This window comes from Mariniflexile maritimum (genome assembly GCF_009746565.1).
Classification (GTDB): Bacteria; Bacteroidota; Bacteroidia; order Flavobacteriales; family Flavobacteriaceae; genus Mariniflexile; species Mariniflexile maritimum.
This window is the reverse complement of the sequence record NZ_WRPN01000010.1, coordinates 18,788-35,782: the sequence shown is the minus strand read 5'-3', so window position 1 is coordinate 35,782 and position 16,995 is coordinate 18,788. Positions and strand designations below refer to the sequence as shown.

Genomic DNA, 16,995 nt, shown 5'->3' with positions numbered 1-16,995 from the left:
ATTTTAACATTTTTGTTAATGTAAGGTTAAAAGCCACGAGCACTAAATGTTAAAATGTTAAATTTGAACGATGAGCAAACGAGTATTCATCCTATTGACCCTATTAATGAGCTTGTCTCTAATAGGTATTATTTTTGTTCAGGCTTATTACATAAACGGTTCAGTAAAAAACGAACGCGAACGCTTTAAGTTTAATGTCAACAAGGCACTTAATTACGTTTCAAACACCTTAGAGAAAAGGGAATATTCCGAATATGTATATAAACTACAAGATTTAATCGCAAAAGGTGTTAAAGTTGATACCGCTGCCATACGGAATTTGTACATAATAAACGAAGATTTTGACTCAAAGGAAACCGTTATTTACAGAAGCGGCACCTTAGAAGAAAACTATAAATTTAATTCCTCGATCTTTGACATAGGTTTAGATACCATTAACGTAAAACGTATTTTAAACGACCGTGAAACCCGTGTGTACAGAAACAATACGGGCACTACCGATGCCGATTTAAGCCCTAAAGACAAACTCTTGCTCTTAGATAAAATGTCGAGTACCGATGAAATTGTTTTTGAAGATGTTTATAAAGATCTGGCTTCCAGATTGCCCATACATAAACGGGTTACAAAGGAAGAAATCCACAAATTATTGTCCGATAAACTTAAAGAAGACGGCATCGACATCGATTTTGAATTCGCCATTTACAGCAACGATTTAGCAACACGGGTAAAAAGCGATAATTTTGAAAACGACAAGGAAGCGTACAGCGTGTTTATGTTTTACAACGAAAACAACCAAAGCACCTATAAATTGTTGGTTAATTTTCCGGACGACCGAAAATTTATCATGGCTTCAAATTTGGGCATGATCGTGTTGTCCATAATTTTCACATCCATCATCATTATTGCCTATTCCAGCGCCATACACCAACTTATAAAACAGCGTAAAATTTCAGAAATAAAAACCGATTTCATCAACAATATGACGCACGAGTTTAAAACACCCATTGCTACCATAAACTTAGCGCTCGATGCCATAAAAAACCCCAAGGTTATTGATGATAGGGAAAAGGTAATGCGCTACCTAGGCATGATTAAGGAAGAAAACAAACGCATGCATGCCCAGGTTGAAAACGTATTGCGAATATCTAAACTTGAAAAAAACGAATTAAACATTAGTAAAGACAGGCTGGATCTGCACGACTTAATTGAAGACGCTATCACCCACGTTGAACTGATAGTTGAAGATCGTGAAGGCTATATTAAAACCTATTTGGACGCCCCAAAATCGTCGGTTTTAGCCAACGAAACCCACTTTACAAACGTTATAGTAAACATTCTGGACAATGCCATAAAATATTCGCCAGAAGCACCAAAAATAGAAGTCTATACCGAAAATATTGGAAACAATATTTTGCTAAAAATAAGAGACCATGGCAGTGGTATGAGCAAAGCAGCTGCCAAACGCGTGTTCGAGAAATTTTATAGAGAACACACAGGAAACATCCATAACGTAAAGGGCCACGGCTTAGGTTTGGCCTATGTAAAACGGATCGTAGAAGACCACCAAGGTCATGTATCAGTAGAAAGTGAAAAAGAAAAAGGAAGCATATTTACCATAAAGCTTCCAATAATATCATAAAAAAATGGAAGAAATTAAGAAAAAAATACTGTTAGTAGAAGACGACCCAAATTTTGGAATCGTTCTAAAAGATTATTTAATGATGAACGATTACGACGTTGTTCATGCTAAAAACGGCATGGAAGGATTTGAGAAGTTCAAAAAGGACGACTTTGATCTATGCATCCTCGACGTTATGATGCCCTACAAAGATGGCTTTACCCTAGCCAAGGAAATACGCGAAAAAAATACCGACGTACCCATTGTGTTCCTAACGGCAAAAACCATGAAGGAAGATGTGCTAAAAGGCTATAAAGTGGGTGCCGACGATTATTTGAACAAACCCTTTGATAGTGAAGTGCTATTAATGAAAATTAAAGCCATCATGCAACGAAAAGCCACTGAAACCATTTCGGACAGCAAACAATTTGAATTTAAAATTGGGCGTTTTGAACTGAATTCAAAACTGCGGTTTTTACGTTTTAACGGTGGCGAACCCATTAAACTATCACCCAAAGAAAATGAATTATTACGCTTATTGGCACTGCACGAAAACGATTTGATGCCACGCGAATTGGCACTTACCAAAATTTGGCGCGACGATAATTATTTTACCTCGCGTAGTATGGACGTTTACATAGCAAAACTGCGCAAGTACTTAAAATTGGACGATAAAGTTGAAATCCTCAACATTCACGGCGAAGGTTTTAGGTTGGTGGTAAACTAATTGAAAAAGATTTTAGGTATAAAAAATCCAGCAACCTGCTGGATTTTTTTGTTACTCAATATGCGCAACCAACCACTTTTTAAATTCATAAAAATTTTGGGGCGCCACACCATGCCCAACAGGAAATTCGGAATAGTGGTGTTTTATGCTTAAACTGTTTAAAAACGGTGAGGTTTGTCGTGCCCAAGCCACAGGAATTACTTGGTCCAAACTGCCGTGGGAACAATAAAAATCCAAATTGGAATAATCTTTCTGTTGGATATCTGCAGGCAGAATATCTTTATTTACATAGCCACTTAGTGCAATAATATTTTTAACTTTTTCAGGGTAGGTCAATGCCACTGCATAACTTAAAATACTGCCTTGGCTAAAACCTAGTAAGGTTACGTTATGTTTGTTTACAGGATAAGTTGCCACAGCTTCATCAATAAATTTAGCAATGAGGTGGCACGATTGAATGGCCTGTTCGTTGTCGTTCCACTTGCCTTGGTCGGCATCAAAATTTATGGCATACCAAGCATTTCCGTAGGGTTGCATGGGGTAGGGGGCCCGAACCGAAATGATGAAAAAGTCATCCGGCAATTCTGAAGCAAACGAGAACAAATCGTTTTCATCGCTGCCATAACCATGTAGCATGATTATTAATGGCGCGTTTTCCGTTAGGGCCGATTCTCTAACAATATGGTACAATGAAAGTGAAGAATCTGTCATAATTAGTTTCCTAGATTAGCGAATATTTTTTGGTAAAACGCCCCAACCAATGGAACCGCTTGCATTTTTTTATTTAAGGCACTTACAAAGCCAAAAATAAAAAGAACCGCAAAAAACAAGTAAAATCCTGAGGAAATAAACCAGCTATCAAAGATGCCCACCATGTATCCCAGCGCAAAAAACGTTAACCAAAGCCCCAAGGCTTGCCTGATATGGAAACTTGCGAAAACGTTTTTAGAATCGTTATTTAGGTAAAAAGCAATAATGGTTCCGAAAATGGTAATATAACTTATAATCGCGTGTTTGCGACCTTCCTCGGTATAATATTCTGTCATGGTTAATTGTTTAAAGCCATTTGGTTATTTGAAATAATGCCATACACGCTTCCTTTTAGGGATGTATTCTCAAAAATGGCATTTTTAGATTTTGAAAGGATATGCTTTGCTGAAAAGGTGTATCTTAAATCGGGGTTGAATAGTGTGATATTCAATTTGTTACCAATATTTATGGGTGTTTGTTCCAAACCAAAGCGCGATTTTCCTCGGGTTAAAACATCGATGGTTTTTTTGGTTGTAAAAATGGTTTGTAAGGCAGCAAAGGCACTTTCTAACCCAATGGTGCCAAATGCGGCATGATCAAATTCTATTTTTTTATGCTCTATGTCCATGGGGTTGTGGTCGCTGGTAACCATATCAATCGTGCCATCTTTTACGGCTTCAATAAGGACATCCACATCGCTTTGAATGCGCAACGGTGGCAACACTTTAAAATGGGTGTTGAAATCGGTTAAAACAGCATCGGTAAAATATAAATTATGGATGGCAACACTGCACGTTACGTCTAGTTTTTTCTTTTTGGCTTCCCGGATCAATGCCACCGATTTGGCTGTTGAAATAGTTGGAATATGCAATTTTCCGCCCGCGTATTCCAATAAAAATAAATCGCGTGCCACTTGCAACTCTTCCGCCAAGGCAGGAATACCTTTAAGCCCAAGGGTAGTGCTTGTAATGTGTTCGTTCATCACACCATGGCCCGCAATATTGTTTTCCTGCGGAAACGAGCATACCAAACCACCAAAATTACTGGCGTATTGTAATGCTATCTTTAAAAGGTTGGGGTTGTTAATAGGTTTTTTATAGTCGTAAAAAGCCACGGCACCCGCAGTATTCATATCAAAAAGTTCAGCTAAATGCTCGCCTTTGCTACATTCGGTTAGCGCCCCAATGGGCAACAAGGTTACGGGATGATGGGCGCCTTTGGAGTTTACAAACGTAATATCTGAATTTGAATCGATTACGGGATTGGAATTGGCATTCATGGCAACCGCCGTAAAACCGGAAGCTGCTGCAGTTTTCAATCCGTTTTTTATGGTGTCGCGCTCTTCAAAACCAGGTTCGCCAAAACACACGCTGCTATCAAACCAACCTTGTGAGATATGAAGGTTTTCAAAAGCGATTTCACGATAGTTCTTTGGGTTTTTAATGTTGCTTGCAATTTGGGTAATCACACCGTTTTCAACCAATAGATCCTGAGTGGTGTTGTGAAACTCGCTTTTTGAATCTAAAATGGTAGCCGATTTTATAAGTATGTTCATTTAAAATATTTTAAGATGCCCATTTCGATAACTAATAGTACAAGTGCAAAAATAACAAACCATTTCCATAAGGCATTAACTTTTGCATCACTTTTTATCGTGTCAAAACTATCGGAAACAGATTGTGCAACCATGGTGTTTTTTGATTCCGAAAGGTTTTTATAAACCAAATTGCTTTCGGCCCTATCATAATTAAAGCTCACCCGTTTTATGGCTTCATTTTTATCTTTAATGGTGTAAGTTCCAGCAAAGGAAGGGGTTTCCAAAGTACTTATTATGACTTTATTGTTGAAATATTGCTGTTTTGGAATGGTTTTAATATCGTCTTTTTCCAAGGTTAAAACCGCGTCCTGCTGTATTTGCGTTTCAACATCAAAGGTGTTTTTGTTGCCTATGGTGTAATACAACGACGCATTTTTAAAGCTGAATTTACCAATATTATACAAAGTGGGCACAATGAGCTGGGCATTTTTAAAGTTGGAATTTTCGTTGTTTAAGGCCGAAGTAAACACATAAACGTTTTGCGATTGGAATAAAAATGGTTTGCCATCTTCAAACTGTAAAATAGGCGATGCATTACCTGAACTCACCGTAAAAAAACTGTTTACGGTTGGATATTGAAAGTTTGTTACCTTTTTCTCGAAAACGCCCGAATTATAAAGTGGGTGTGCATAATTTATGGTAGTGATGCGTTTTTCGGTTTCTAAAAAGGCATCATAGGTTGTGCCGAAATTTGCCAGCAGTTGGTTATAGGAGGCTTTGTCGATTTTATGGGATGGAACAATAAGCAGTGATCCACCTTGTTCGGTAAACGATTTCAGGGCAACCGATAGTGCATTCGGTACCAATTCCAGTTCATTTAATATGATGAGTTGTTGTTGGGCCAACAAATTGTAATCCAGTAGTTTTAGGCTAGAAGAGCTTAGGTTGAATTCATCGTCGGTAAAAATCCGTTTTAAAAAGGAATCGTCTTCAGCATTTACAGCCAAAACATTTATTTTTTTTGGTTTGTTGATGTTGAAATACAAACTGTTGTCGCATTGCAAATATGAATCATCAATACTTATTTTGCCATTTATTTCTTGGTTAATTGGCATCGAGAAGGTTGTTTCGGCCTTATCGCTTAGGGCCACCGATGTTTTGGCAATCAATGTATCGTTATTATACAGTGAAATAGGCAGGTTTTCAATAGGCTTGCCACTGTTTTTTAAAAGCACTTTAAGGCTTAGGGTTGTAGCGTTTTTTTCCGAAATATAAGCACTATCAATGGCCACATTATTGGTGTTGATAGGTTTTAGTTGGATGAGGTAGATGTTGGTTAACGAATCGGTTTTAGGTTGAAAATTACTGGTATCCTCTTGAAAATCGGAAATGAAAACCAAATTTTTCAAGGTGTTTTTTTGTTTACTGAAAAGCGTTTGGCTTTTTAACAAAGCAGCTTCGGCGGTTAGCCTGCTGGATGAATAATCCAATTGGAGCAAATCGTTTTTTAACGATTTTATGGAGGAATTTCTGTAGATGTTGTTGTTGGTTATTAAAGAAATCCTGTCGTTTTCCGGCACCTTGTTTATAAGATCCTGTACGGCACGTTTTAATAATTCCCCTTGGTTGCCCTTTGCTTGCATGCTAAACGAATTATCTAAATAAATAACCGTTTCATTTTTAATATTGAAGGTTTTTGAATTGGACGTAAAAGGTTGCGCAAATGCCAATACAATGGCGGCAAGCAATAAAAGCCGCGTGCAAAGGATGAGCCATTTTTTTATTTGGGAACTTTTTCGGGTTTGTTGTGTCGCTTCTTTTAAAAACGCCACGTTTGTAAAGGCTATTTTTTGGAATTTCCGTAATTGGAACAAATGGACAATGATGGGAATGAGCAGTAAAAATAACGCGTAAAGAAGTTCGGGGTGCTTAAACTGCATGTCTGTCTTGATTTTTCATCTGTACAAATTTAGCAAAAGAAAACATAATCTTTTATGGGTTCTAGGTTTAATGATTCCAAATACTGCCGTATTTCTTTTTGGGCCGTTTTATTGGCAACCGTTATGATGCTTTGTGTGTTTTTAAGTTTTGAAAGTGCTTGAAACTCCATGAGCGTTTTTCCGTAAATGGCTTTGCCTATTTTTTTTGGGTTATCGCATATCCATTCAAATGGGATGTTTTTTTCTATTAATATGTTTGCCATTATTTTCCCTTTTGTGCCGGCGCCCCAAATGGTAAGTGTTTTTTCGGGCTTATAATCTATTGCTAAAAAATGGTGTAGTTTTAGTGCCGTAAAATGGTTTTGGGCGTAATGAACATGCGTTCGTGAGGTGCGCGTGCTGTAATCGCGCCATTTGTGCAACACCTTATCACAAGGAATGCAGGTGTAGCGGTGTTTGTAGAAGCGGAAGGTTAAGTCGTAGTCCTCTGGATATAAATTTGGATTAAAGGCATCACAGGCCATCAAGTCGTTTTTGTAAACCATCCAGCATGGCGAGGGAATAACACATTCTTTGTAAATTTCATCGTAATTTCTTCCTGATTTGGTTAAGTTGTTTAACCAGGTTTCGTAGCTTTTATAGCCTTCGCCCACACCATCGGCGCTAAAATAAGAAACCAAGCCAATAGCAACGTGTTTTTCGCCAAAGGTTTTTAAATTGTGAACCAAAACCGCTAATTTGTTTGGTAGCATTACATCATCGCTATCCATTCGGGTAATAAATTGGCCTTTGCTGTGTTTCAAAGCGAGCCGCAAAGCATCAATAATACCGTTTCCCGTATTCTTAAAAAGTTTTATCCTTGGGTCCTTTTCCGCGAAAGCGTTAACCAATTCATAACTCGCATCGGTTGAGGCATCATCAATAATGATAAGCTCCCAATGGCTGTATGTTTGTTGTAAAATAGAGGTGATGCAGTCTGCCAAATAGGCCTCCGTGTTTTTAAAGGGGGTTAAAATGCTTACAAGGTTGTTTTGCATGGTACGAAGATACATAATTACGCTTTTTAACAAAACCTTATGAGCCCGATATGTAACATAATAGTAATTTGCGCGTCAATAATCAAAATAAAAAATCATAATGAACACAAAACCTTTAGCCGCTTTATTTGTAGGTCTTTTATTAGCGGGTTGTAGTGCAACAAAAACATCGGTGAATGATTTGGCTACCAATTTGCCCATTGAAACTGCAATTAATTTAACCAAGGTAACCAATGATAAAGCCCCAGTAACGATAAACCCGGGACGTTTTACTACCGAAACCGTTACCTATTATTTGCCAAAAGTGGTTCAAGGTACTTATTCTGTAAGTAATTTTGGAAAGTATATAGCCGATTTTAAGGCTTATGATTACAAAGGAAATGAGATGCCCACTACCAAAACCGATTTGAATACCTGGGTTATTAAAAATGCGAAACAGCTAGACAAGATTACTTATTGGGTTAACGATACTTTCGATCAGGAAAAGGAAGGCGGTATAGGCAAGGAAGAACCATTTTCGCCAGCAGGCACAAACATCGAGCCTAGTAATTACGTGCTGAATTTGCATGGTTTTATTGGTTATTTCGATTCCTTAAAAAACAACCAGTATAAATTGGATGTAACCGCCCCTGTTGATTTTGTGCGCAGTTCGGCATTGCAAAACTTGGGGACAAAAACCAGCGACGATGGTACTGCCATAACCACCAGTTATTTTGCACCGCGCTATTTTGATATTACCGATAACCCCATGATGTATGGCGATTTGGATGTTGAGGAGTTTCAGGTGGGCGATATTAAAATTGTTCTTAGTGTGTATTCGCCCAATAAACTGCATTCTGCTGCATCGTTAAAGGAAACGGTTTTTAAAATGATGCAAGCCCAGAAAAACTTTTTGGGCGACATCAACACAACTCCACGATACGATATATTTTTATACCTGTCTGATGAAAAGGAAGGCTCGCCAAAAGGGATGGGCGCTTTAGAACATAACACATCAACCGTTGTGGTGTTACCAGAATCGATGGATGATGACGCATTGGCAGAAAGTATGGTTGATGTAGTGTCGCACGAGTTTTTTCATATAGTTACGCCATTAAGCGTTCATTCTGAAGATGTACATTATTTTGATTATAACAACCCCACGTTTTCAAAACATTTGTGGATGTATGAAGGTGTAACCGAATATTTCGCAAACCTGTTTCAGGTCGATCAAGGGTTGATTGATGAAAGCGAGTTTTATAATAACATGATGGAAAAAATCCAACGCTCAAAAACCATGGACGATGCCATGAGTTTTACCATTATGAGTGAAAATGTTATTAAGGAACCTTATAAAAGTCAGTACTTGAATGTGTACCAAAAAGGCGCTTTAATAGGCATGTGCATAGATATTATAATGCGCGAGGAAAGCAACGGGCAACGCGGTATTTTATCGTTAATGAAAGAGCTTTCAAATAAATACGGAAAAAACAAGCCTTTTGATGACGACAAACTTATTGATGATATTGCAAGCATGACCTATCCGTCGGTTCATGATTTTTTAACGACCCATGTTGTTGGCGATATTCCAATAAATTACAACGAGTTTTTAAATAAAGTGGGCTTGGAAATAGGCAAGGGAAAGGTGGAAACCAATTACATACAAAACGCCGGCGAGTTGATTATTGGGGGCGACGGCCAAAAAGGCACCATCTTTTTTACCGAGTTGGTAAAGGACAACAGTTTTTGGAACGATCAGGGTGTACAACCGGGCGATGTTATAAAAACCATTAATGGCACCACTGTTTCCATTCAAAATGCAAACCAAGTGCTACAGGAAGTTTATATGTGGAAACCCGGAAAAGATATTGAGGTGCTATTGGACAGAAATGGCAAAGAAGTTATCATTAAAACAAAAACGACCCCATCTTATACTATGGGCGAAGGTATCTTGGAGCAACCAAATGCGACCGAAGCACAAAAAAATATACGAGAAGCTTGGTTGAAAGGATAGGTTGAAAAGTGATTTAAGAAACACAAATTACAAAGTTTCAAAAACCAATGCTAACACCATGGACCTTAAACTTTGTAACTTGTGCCTAGTGCTTAGTGCCTAGTGCCTAATGCCTTGTACTTCGTGAATTGTACTTCGAATTCGTTATAATTTCAAAAGAAACAGATAAAACAACAACGAGCCCATTCCAAAAAGCATCACTAATTTAAGCACTTGGCTCATCTGGTGAAACTCTTTTTTTGTGTTGGCACTGAACATTTTGATAGCAAGGTAGAGCAGTGGCCCCATAATAAACACCAAAAAGTAAAGAACCATGATTTGGTTTTTATAGAGCACGTTTACCACATAATATCCAACGGCAAAAAGCAATACAATGGTTAACACAAACACCACTTTAGCACTGCGTTCAATACCAATGGCAATGGGCAAGGTGTTCATGCCCGCTTTATAATCGCCATTAATATCTTCCATATCTTTTATTATTTCACGGAGAAGGTTTATAAAAAAAGCAAACAGTGCATAATTCAACAGTATCTTAAAGAAAAACAGTTGTGTTTGCCGGTTTAAGGGCGTTAGGGTAGGCAACAATTCAAAAACCCCCACAATAACCAACGATAGCGCCACCAAAATAGCAACAATTATATTGCCAACTAAAAGCATTTGTTTTAAATAACTTGCATAAACATACAGCAATACCGAAATGATAACAAACAACGAAAAAAACGCATCTTTATTAACCAAATGCGATACATAATACCCAACGCCCACACCTACCATATTGAAAATAAAAAAGAGATTATAAGCGGTTTTCTCTGAAATGGATTTACCAACAATAAGTTTTTCGGGTTTGTTTATGGAATCGGTTTCCACATCAAAAATATCGTTAATAATATAGCCTGCCGCGGCAATGCAGAGGGTAGCGAGCATAAGGAGTGAAATCCCCAGACTGCTTAAAGCGGTTTGAACACCAAAGGGTTTTAAAAGGGCATACTTGATGAGCAATTGAACGGTTGCAATCAACAACAAATTTTTCCAACGGATGAGGTTTAGGAAATTCAAAGGTTAAATATTAGAAGTTAAAGGTTAAATATTAGAAGTTAAAGGTTAAATATTAGAAGTTTATTAAGAAGTTGAATATTAAATATTAAAAGTTTTAGGTTTCAGGTTTTAAAACAACAAACATGAAACTCTAATAACCAAGCACCGTGACTGAAGACTTACAACGCCCATTTTCCCTGTACTTTTAGCACCTGTTCAATAACATCCCTTACGGCGCCCTTGCCTCCTTTTTTGTGCGAAATGTATTTGGAAATGCTTTTTATTTCAGGTACGGCATCTTGCGGGCAACTAGGTAAACCTACAACCTTCATAACTGGGTAATCGGCAATATCATCGCCCATGTAAAGGATGTTTTCCTGTTTTATGTTTTTTGCTTTTAAATAGGCTTTAAATGTGGTTAGCTTATCGTGAGCGCCCAAATATACATCGTGTATGCCCAAACCTTCCAATCTTAATTTAACGCCATCGTTTGTGCCAGCAGAAATGATAGCAATATTATAACCCGCATTTACCGCAAACTTTAGGGCGAAACCGTCTTTAACGCTCATGGTTCTTAGCAATTCGCCAGAAGTTGTTACCAAAACATTGGCATTGGTTAACACGCCATCCACATCAAAAATAAAGGTGGTAATGTGGTTTAAATATTCTTTATAGCTTTTTTCTTCCATGAGTGCGTTGTATTGAGGTTGTTAATAGGTTATAAATATCTTTATGGTGCTGATCCTTTAAAAGTTTTAAATGTTTTTTTAAGGTTTTTTTATCGTTGCGCTTAGCTGGTCCGGTTTGGGCCATATAAGGTGATAGGTGCTGCACTTTTTTGGCGGTTTCTAAAATAAGCGGTTTCAACGTGTCAAATTCGGCCCCTTCACTTTCGGTTATTTCGTGGGCTATCCTGTAAAGTTGATTCGTGAAATTATTAACAAAAACAGCTGCCAGATGCAATACCTTACGTTGGTCGGTGTTTACTTTTTTGGTAGGGCTTCCTATGGCAATGGCCAAATTTTTCAGTACATGGTAATCCTCACTTTTAAGAGCTTCAATGCAAATGGGTATATTGGCAAAATCCAATTCGGCAGTTTTACTAAAGGTTTGAAGCGGGTAAAAAACCCCGCGTTTGTGTTTTTGGTCAATATCATATAAACCCATACAGCCAGAAGTATGCACCACCAAGCGGTTTTCAAAGGGCAATTGCGACGTTAATGGTTTTATGGCATCATCGCTCACGGCCAGAATGTATAAATCGGCTTCTTTTAGTTGGTTTAAATCATCTGTAATGGCAACCTCGTTTTTATAAGGCTTAAGCGCGCTTAAATTCCTGTTGTACCATTGAATTACAGAAACATTAGGGGTTTTACAAAACACTTTGTACAAGTGTGTCGCTACATTGCCGGCACCAAGAACTACAATTGAAATCATGTTGCGAAAATACGCAAGTTAAGTTGAAAGTTAAAAGCTAAAGGTTAAAAGTTGAAAGAAAAAATTGAAATTCCCAAATTTTGAAACTTTGTGTTTTTATGATTAAGCAAGAGAATAAAATAGTTTAAATTTGTTAATATGAAACACGATATTAAAACCCACGACGATGTTTATTTGTTGGTATCCTCGTTCTATAAAAAGATTAGGAAAGATACTGTTTTAGGACCCTTTTTTAATGACGTGATTAAAGATTGGGACGAACACTTAGAAAAACTAACAGCTTTTTGGGAAGCCAGTTTGTTTTTAAAAACAAAATACCTGGGCAATCCACTGGAAGCCCATATTCGGGTTGATAAAGCAAACAACCATGCCATATCCGAACGCCATTTTGGCTTATGGCTAAACCTTTGGTTTGAAACCATCGACGAGCTTTTTGAAGGCGATTATGCCCAAAATGCCAAACAGCGCGCCCGAAAAATGGGAACCTTTATGTACTTGAATATTTTTCAAGCACGACAGCATTAGTTTTCAGTTACAGTTGCAGTTTTCAGTTTCACTTCTGTTTTCAGTCGTCGGTCGTTCACCCTTGGCGTAATGGTTTCAACACTTATAAAAATTTTAACAAAAACAACTCAACTTAAATACTTAAATTTGCACGACCTCAAAAAAAGGTTTTTATTATGCAAAATAAACTCGCCAAAATTCTTTTCTCCACGCGGCTTACCGGTATATTGTTTTTAGCTTTTGCAGCGGCCATGGCCATAGGCACGTTTTTAGATGCGGGCCAAAATACCTCGCCAACGCCCTACACCCGAAACTTGATATACAATGCATGGTGGTTTGAAGCCATTATGGTGTTTTTTATGATAAATTTTATTGGAAACATATATAGGTTCCAATTGCATAAAATAGAAAAATGGCCCACCTTAATACTGCATTTGGCTTTTATTTTCATTCTGTTGGGTGCATTCATAACCCGTTATATCAGTTTTGAGGGCATGATGTCCATTCGGGAAGGTGCTACCGAAAATACTTTTCTTTCTGAAAAAACCTATATAACAACTTATGTTGATGGCGATTATAAAATTGATGGGGTACCCCAACGATTGCCCATTGAGCGTGAAGTCGATTTTTCCGGACGTTTAAAAAACCATTTTGAAATTGAAACCAAATACCACGAACAACCCATTACCATTACCCTAGAAAAATTTATCGAAGGTGCTGAAGAAGACATTGTTCCTAATGATCAAGGTGAAGAATATCTAAAAATGGTTGAAGCAGGTGGCGGGAGGCCACACAATCATTTTTTAAAGGTTGGCGAAGTGCAAAGTATTCACAATATGCTGTTTGCCCTTAATAAACCCACCAGTGGTGCCGTAAATATTACCTATGCCAACGGTTCGTTGTCCATCCAGTCGCCTTTTGAAGGGGAATATTTAACCATGGCAACCATGGCACAGGGCACATTGGTAAAAGACAGTTTGCAGCCCTTGATTTTGCGCTCGCGTTATGTAATAGGCGATTTGCAAATGGTATTCCCAAAACCCGTGGTGAAAGGCAGGTTTGATATTGTACAAAAATCTCAAATATTGAAGAATGATGAGTCGGGATTGGTGTTAAAGGTAAGCACTAATGGCGAAACCAAAACCATTGGGCTATTGGGCGGTAAAGGCATGAACAACCCCTTCAAGCAACTAAAAGTAGGCGGATTGGATTTTGCCTTTAAATATGGTTCGAAAGTTATGGAACTGCCTTTTGCCATCAAGTTGAACGATTTTGAGGCCGAACGTTATCCGGGAACCGAAAAAGGGTATTCATCATATTCTAGCCAAGTAACGGTAGTTGATGAAAAAGAAGGTAATTTTGATTACAAAATTTTTATGAACAACATTTTAAACCATGGAGGCTACCGTTTTTTTCAATCTAGTTTTGATCCCGATGAAAAAGGTACCATCCTATCGGTTAACCACGATTATTGGGGCACATTCTTTACCTATATCGGTTATTTTATGTTGTACTTCGGCTTAATGGCCATTTTATTTATCAAAGGGTCCCGTTTTAAGGATCTGGAAAAGCAATTGGAAAAAATAAAGGCAAAAAAGGAAAAACTGCTGTTACTGTTGTTTTTAGGTGTTGGGTTGCATGGTTTTTCGCAAACCCATTCAGCTACCGATGGGCACAACCATAAGCCCACCAAGGTGCAAATAGATTCGGTTTTAGCGGCCAACATCACGCCTAAAAAACATGCCGATGCCTTTGGGCATTTGGTAATCCAGGATTTAAGTGGCCGCATGATGCCCGTAAACACCTATGCATCAGAGATGCTTCGAAAGTTAAGCAAAGACGATACTTATGCCAATTTTGATGCCAACCAAATATTCCTTTCAACGCAAGAAAGCCCCATGCTTTGGTACAACGTCCCCATCATTTATCTAGCATTGAAAAAAGCCGATACCATTAGGCATATCATAGGTGTGGATGCGAACGAAAAGTATGTGTCCTTGGCCGATTTTTTTACTGAAAAGGGCGATTATAAATTAGCGCCTTATTTAGATGAAGCCTATAAAACCAACGCACCCAATGGGTACCAAAAAGAATTTAAGGAAGCCGACCAACGGGTTAATTTGCTTTACAATACCGTTGAAGGGATGTCGTTAAAAATATTTCCCATACCAAATGATGAAAACAACAAATGGATTTCATCGTATGATTACCAACATGGCACTTATAAAGTTGAAGATTCGCTTTATGGAAATTTCATAAAAAACGGGTTTAAAATGTATTTATATACACTTAATACCGCAAAACAAACAGGTAATTTCTCTGAAGCCGAAAAGCTTTTGGCAGCGTTCAAAAAAACGCAAAATCAATTTGGAGCCTCAGTGATGTTATCGGATAAAAAGATTAAGGCCGAAATTTTATACAATAAATACGATATTTTTAAGAATTTGTTCAGTTGGTACCTGTATGCCGGCACGTTGTTGTTTGTGCTATTGATCGTTCAAATTTTTAAGGAAAAAAACAAGGCCCTAACTATTGCTGCCACCGTTTTTAAGTTCATTATTTTGGGCTTGTTCATTTTACATACCCTAGGATTGATTGCCCGTTGGTACATTTCGGGCCATGCCCCATGGAGCGATGCCTACGAATCGATGATATACGTTGCTTGGGCTACCATGTTCTTTGGTTTGGCTTTTGGTAGAAAAAGCGATTTAACCCTAGCTTCCACGGCATTTGTAACCGCCATGTTGCTTATGATAGCCCATTGGAACTGGATGGATCCAGCCATAGCAAACCTGCAGCCTGTATTGAACAGTTACTGGCTTATGATTCATGTGGCGGTTATTGTGGCCAGTTACGGCCCGTTTACCTTAGGAATGATATTGGGAGTGGTTTCGTTGGTGTTAATGATTTTCACCACTAAAAATAATAAGGCAAAATTGGATTTAAGCATAAAAGAGCTTACCGTTATTAACGAAATGGCACTTACCGTAGGTTTGGTTATGCTAACTATAGGTAACTTTTTAGGGGGCATGTGGGCCAACGAAAGTTGGGGGCGCTATTGGGGCTGGGACCCTAAAGAAACCTGGGCGCTTATTAGTATTATGGTGTATGGGTTCGTTATACACATGCGCTTAATTCCCGGACTTCGTGGGCGCTGGCTTTTCAACTTAGTATCTATTGTGGCGCTTTCAAGTATTATTTTTACCTATTTTGGGGTTAATTTTTACCTGTCGGGACTACACTCGTACCAATCGGGACAACAAATTGCGAGTGCTAATGTAATTGCAATTGCGGTTGGTATGGTAGCTTTATTAGGGGTTTTGTCTTACAGGGGTTATGCAAGGCATTATAAAAAATAACTGTTTATGGCGAAAACAGGGCGCGATAAAAACACCAAAAATAAGGCAAAACATTCCAGATTGATGGATCAAAAGAAAAACAAGAAAAAAGAAGTTGAACAACTTAGAAAAGAGCGTTTAAAGGCTATTATAACCAAAGCAAACGAGGATAAAAACAAAAAGTAAGGTTACATGTAAGCGCATTTGTAATTTTTAATACTTTTGTTCGACCAATTTGGGAACTATCTAAAAGTTGCGTTATGAAAATCTTATTTGTTTTACTCTTGGCTTTAATTTCTTTTCAATCATGTTCTAGTTCCGATTCTCCAATGATGGAGGACATGGATAATGACACGATGATGAATCCGACCGTATTTAAAGGCGATTTTGTTTCAGGTGCACACACTACTTCAGGAAAAGCTACCATAAACACCGCCAAAACCATCTTGTCCTTTACCAATTTTAAAACAGATAATGGCCCGTTGTTGGAAGTGTATTTGGCTACCGATAGTTCAGCTTCATCATACATCACATTAGGTGCTTTAAAAGGTGTTGATGGCAACTACGAATATGCCTTACCTGCCAATGTGGATTTTACCAAATACAATCATGTTATTGTTTGGTGCGTTACCTTTTCTGTAAATTTTGGGTATGCGGTATTAAAATAAAAATTAGTTTAAAGAAATAATTTTCAGATACAACAGCATTTTCAATGAGATTTGATAAAGCTCCCTTACAAGACCCAGCCCTAATGGAGCAAAATAGGTGATTAGGAGCGTTATTAAAAAACTGCCAAAACCACCGGTATATTTGTTAAGGCCTGCAATAAGCGCTATCATAATGCCAATAGGATAGGTTATGGCAATTAAAGCATCGAACATGCGGATAAACCATGTGAACAACGGAAAATCGGCCGATAACACCTTTTCTTCAGAATCTTCAGAATTTGCATTGGATAAATTTAACAAGGCGCTTTTATAAACATGCCAAGGCAATGTAAACGGTTTTACAATAATAAGCTCTAAAACTTTTAATAGGGATGTGCCGAAATCGATTTGTTTTAAGTCCATAGTGGC

At 37.9% G+C, this 16,995-nt stretch carries 16 protein-coding genes; 7 read left to right on the top strand and 9 right to left on the bottom strand.

The features are described 5' to 3' along the window. The first annotated feature begins 70 nt into the window (after nucleotides 1-70). Together GQO80_RS12685 and GQO80_RS12680 are read left to right on the top strand one after the other, a co-directional pair. Complete coding sequence (locus tag GQO80_RS12685; RefSeq protein ID WP_232333181.1) at nucleotides 71-1,639, top strand: sensor histidine kinase; 1,569 nt, start codon at nucleotides 71-73, stop codon at nucleotides 1,637-1,639. A 4-nt stretch (nucleotides 1,640-1,643) separates the two neighbouring features. After that, nucleotides 1,644-2,345 carry a response regulator transcription factor gene (locus tag GQO80_RS12680; protein WP_157208739.1) on the top strand — a complete coding sequence of 234 codons (702 nt, stop codon included), beginning with the start codon at nucleotides 1,644-1,646 and terminating at the stop codon, nucleotides 2,343-2,345. 51 nt (nucleotides 2,346-2,396) lie between these two features. Here the strand turns inward: GQO80_RS12680 and GQO80_RS12675 are convergent, their stop codons facing one another. Genes GQO80_RS12675 through GQO80_RS12655 form a run of 5 tightly spaced genes read right to left on the bottom strand, consistent with a single transcriptional unit; the run spans nucleotide 2,397 to nucleotide 7,624 of the window. Then, nucleotides 2,397-3,056 carry an alpha/beta hydrolase gene (locus tag GQO80_RS12675; protein ID WP_157208738.1) on the bottom strand — a complete coding sequence of 220 codons (660 nt, stop codon included), beginning with the start codon at nucleotides 3,054-3,056 and terminating at the stop codon, nucleotides 2,397-2,399. Nucleotides 3,057-3,058: 2 nt separating this feature from the next. Further along, complete coding sequence (locus GQO80_RS12670) at nucleotides 3,059-3,391, bottom strand: hypothetical protein (RefSeq protein WP_157208737.1); 333 nt, start codon at nucleotides 3,389-3,391, stop codon at nucleotides 3,059-3,061. 2 nt (nucleotides 3,392-3,393) lie between these two features. Next, nucleotides 3,394-4,650, bottom strand: coding sequence for a dihydroorotase (locus tag GQO80_RS12665; RefSeq protein WP_157208736.1), 1,257 nt, complete (start codon nucleotides 4,648-4,650; stop codon nucleotides 3,394-3,396). Continuing rightward, the gene (locus GQO80_RS12660; RefSeq protein WP_157208735.1) at nucleotides 4,647-6,572 is read right to left on the bottom strand and encodes a BatA domain-containing protein; all 1,926 of its coding nucleotides are present in this window, start codon (nucleotides 6,570-6,572) and stop codon (nucleotides 4,647-4,649) included. Before GQO80_RS12660 ends, GQO80_RS12665 begins: the two co-directional genes overlap by 4 nt. A 29-nt stretch (nucleotides 6,573-6,601) precedes the next feature. Further along, nucleotides 6,602-7,624 (bottom strand): glycosyltransferase family 2 protein, encoded by a 1,023-nt coding sequence (locus tag GQO80_RS12655; RefSeq protein WP_317163238.1) that lies wholly within the window; start codon nucleotides 7,622-7,624, stop codon nucleotides 6,602-6,604. Between the two features lie 85 nt (nucleotides 7,625-7,709). Here GQO80_RS12655 and GQO80_RS12650 point away from each other — a divergent pair, with 85 nt between their 5' ends. Further along, on the top strand, nucleotides 7,710-9,602 hold the full coding sequence (locus GQO80_RS12650) for a M61 family metallopeptidase (RefSeq protein WP_157208734.1): 1,893 nt from the start codon (nucleotides 7,710-7,712) through the stop codon (nucleotides 9,600-9,602). Nucleotides 9,603-9,746: 144 nt separating this feature from the next. Here GQO80_RS12650 and GQO80_RS12645 read toward each other — a convergent pair whose 3' ends face one another. The 3 genes from GQO80_RS12645 to GQO80_RS12635 form a co-directional block, all read right to left on the bottom strand. Continuing rightward, nucleotides 9,747-10,661 (bottom strand): geranylgeranylglycerol-phosphate geranylgeranyltransferase, encoded by a 915-nt coding sequence (locus tag GQO80_RS12645; RefSeq protein ID WP_157208733.1) that lies wholly within the window; start codon nucleotides 10,659-10,661, stop codon nucleotides 9,747-9,749. 158 nt (nucleotides 10,662-10,819) lie between these two features. After that, on the bottom strand, nucleotides 10,820-11,329 hold the full coding sequence (locus tag GQO80_RS12640) for a KdsC family phosphatase (RefSeq protein WP_157208732.1): 510 nt from the start codon (nucleotides 11,327-11,329) through the stop codon (nucleotides 10,820-10,822). Continuing rightward, complete coding sequence (locus tag GQO80_RS12635) at nucleotides 11,310-12,077, bottom strand: Rossmann-like and DUF2520 domain-containing protein (RefSeq protein ID WP_157208731.1); 768 nt, start codon at nucleotides 12,075-12,077, stop codon at nucleotides 11,310-11,312. The genes GQO80_RS12640 and GQO80_RS12635 overlap by 20 nt, the downstream gene beginning before the upstream one ends. Before the next feature lie 138 nt (nucleotides 12,078-12,215). Here GQO80_RS12635 and GQO80_RS12630 point away from each other — a divergent pair, with 138 nt between their 5' ends. From GQO80_RS12630 to GQO80_RS12620, 4 genes are all read left to right on the top strand, one after another. Further along, nucleotides 12,216-12,602 carry a group III truncated hemoglobin gene (locus tag GQO80_RS12630; RefSeq protein ID WP_157208730.1) on the top strand — a complete coding sequence of 129 codons (387 nt, stop codon included), beginning with the start codon at nucleotides 12,216-12,218 and terminating at the stop codon, nucleotides 12,600-12,602. A gap of 155 nt (nucleotides 12,603-12,757) precedes the next feature. Continuing rightward, nucleotides 12,758-15,940 carry a cytochrome c biogenesis protein CcsA gene (gene ccsA / locus GQO80_RS12625; protein ID WP_157208729.1) on the top strand — a complete coding sequence of 1,061 codons (3,183 nt, stop codon included), beginning with the start codon at nucleotides 12,758-12,760 and terminating at the stop codon, nucleotides 15,938-15,940. Nucleotides 15,941-15,946: 6 nt separating this feature from the next. Beyond that, entirely contained in the window at nucleotides 15,947-16,105 is a 159-nt protein-coding gene (locus GQO80_RS15785) for a hypothetical protein (RefSeq protein ID WP_198037782.1), read from the top strand. A gap of 74 nt (nucleotides 16,106-16,179) precedes the next feature. After that, nucleotides 16,180-16,587, top strand: a complete 408-nt coding sequence (locus tag GQO80_RS12620; RefSeq protein WP_157208728.1) for a DM13 domain-containing protein — start codon at nucleotides 16,180-16,182, stop codon at nucleotides 16,585-16,587. A gap of 3 nt (nucleotides 16,588-16,590) precedes the next feature. On the opposite strand, the gene GQO80_RS12615 is transcribed toward GQO80_RS12620, so the two are convergent. Then, a complete protein-coding gene (locus tag GQO80_RS12615; protein ID WP_157208727.1) occupies nucleotides 16,591-16,989 on the bottom strand; it encodes a hypothetical protein in 399 nt (132 codons plus the stop codon). Nucleotides 16,990-16,995 lie beyond the last annotated feature (6 nt).

What these genes read in the sequence shown, in the direction of transcription:
- GQO80_RS12685 (WP_232333181.1), top strand. Translation starts at nt 71, where the DNA reads ATGAGCAAACGAGTATTCATCCTATTGACCCTATTAATGAGCTTGTCT.
- GQO80_RS12680 (WP_157208739.1), top strand. Translation starts at nt 1,644, where the DNA reads ATGGAAGAAATTAAGAAAAAAATACTGTTAGTAGAAGACGACCCAAAT.
- GQO80_RS12675 (WP_157208738.1), bottom strand. Translation starts at nt 3,056, where the DNA reads ATGACAGATTCTTCACTTTCATTGTACCATATTGTTAGAGAATCGGCC.
- GQO80_RS12670 (WP_157208737.1), bottom strand. Translation starts at nt 3,391, where the DNA reads ATGACAGAATATTATACCGAGGAAGGTCGCAAACACGCGATTATAAGT.
- GQO80_RS12665 (WP_157208736.1), bottom strand. Translation starts at nt 4,650, where the DNA reads ATGAACATACTTATAAAATCGGCTACCATTTTAGATTCAAAAAGCGAG.
- GQO80_RS12660 (WP_157208735.1), bottom strand. Translation starts at nt 6,572, where the DNA reads ATGCAGTTTAAGCACCCCGAACTTCTTTACGCGTTATTTTTACTGCTC.
- GQO80_RS12655 (WP_317163238.1), bottom strand. Translation starts at nt 7,624, where the DNA reads ATGTATCTTCGTACCATGCAAAACAACCTTGTAAGCATTTTAACCCCC.
- GQO80_RS12650 (WP_157208734.1), top strand. Translation starts at nt 7,710, where the DNA reads ATGAACACAAAACCTTTAGCCGCTTTATTTGTAGGTCTTTTATTAGCG.
- GQO80_RS12640 (WP_157208732.1), bottom strand. Translation starts at nt 11,329, where the DNA reads ATGGAAGAAAAAAGCTATAAAGAATATTTAAACCACATTACCACCTTT.
- GQO80_RS12635 (WP_157208731.1), bottom strand. Translation starts at nt 12,077, where the DNA reads ATGATTTCAATTGTAGTTCTTGGTGCCGGCAATGTAGCGACACACTTG.
- GQO80_RS12630 (WP_157208730.1), top strand. Translation starts at nt 12,216, where the DNA reads ATGAAACACGATATTAAAACCCACGACGATGTTTATTTGTTGGTATCC.
- ccsA (WP_157208729.1), top strand. Translation starts at nt 12,758, where the DNA reads ATGCAAAATAAACTCGCCAAAATTCTTTTCTCCACGCGGCTTACCGGT.
- GQO80_RS15785 (WP_198037782.1), top strand. Translation starts at nt 15,947, where the DNA reads ATGGCGAAAACAGGGCGCGATAAAAACACCAAAAATAAGGCAAAACAT.
- GQO80_RS12620 (WP_157208728.1), top strand. Translation starts at nt 16,180, where the DNA reads ATGAAAATCTTATTTGTTTTACTCTTGGCTTTAATTTCTTTTCAATCA.
- GQO80_RS12615 (WP_157208727.1), bottom strand. Translation starts at nt 16,989, where the DNA reads ATGGACTTAAAACAAATCGATTTCGGCACATCCCTATTAAAAGTTTTA.